The sequence below is a fragment of the Sporichthya brevicatena genome (assembly GCF_039525035.1).
Taxonomy (GTDB): Bacteria; Actinomycetota; Actinomycetes; order Sporichthyales; family Sporichthyaceae; genus Sporichthya; species Sporichthya brevicatena.
In genome coordinates this window covers 1-634 of record NZ_BAAAHE010000087.1, presented here as the reverse complement: position 1 = coordinate 634, position 634 = coordinate 1, and the positions used below count along the sequence as shown (strand labels likewise).

Genomic DNA, 634 nt, shown 5'->3' with positions numbered 1-634 from the left:
CGAGGCCGCGGAAGGTGAACGGGGGGTACTTGCCTTCCGCGGCCGCGATCTCGGCCTGCACGTCGAACATCGGCATCAGCTCGCGGGGGCCCAGGCGATGTCGTCGGACCATTTGACCATCAGGTTGCCGTCGTCATCGGGGTAGCAGGTGATGGTGACGGGGTAGCCGATGGGCTGGCCGTTGACGTACTGCACCTCGCCGCGCTCGGTGACCTCACCGTTGCCGACGGCGATCCGCTGGTGGATCGAGCCGTCGACCACGTCGAGGACCCACGCCTGCGCGCCGGCCGTCGGGGGCTTCACCTCAAGCTTGTACACGCCCGGCGACGGCTCGGTCATCACCGAACCCGGGTGGAAGGTCTCGAGGGTGTTGACGTTCGACTCGATCATCATGAACTGCAGCGTGGCCAGCGACTCGGTGCGCGCCGCCCGCACGACCTGGGCGTTCTGCCAGGCGACGATGTTGTCGATCGAGTCCTCGTGCGCCTCGGTGACGCCGTCCTCGCCGATGTAGCCGAGGTTGACGAACGCGGCATTGAGCGAGCCGGTGGGGCCGGTGGGCAGCGCGGTCCCGAGCGGCGCTCGGTACACGCCGCCGGTGATCGCGACGCGTACGTTCTGGGCGTCCGGTGTG

Annotated in this window: 1 protein-coding gene; it reads right to left on the bottom strand. The window is 68.6% G+C overall.

Annotated features, from left to right (window positions below):
- Positions 1–75 precede the first annotated feature (75 nt).
- A partial coding sequence (locus ABD401_RS25040; protein ID WP_344609957.1) for a phage tail tube protein occupies positions 76–634 on the bottom strand: 559 nt, incomplete at its 5' end.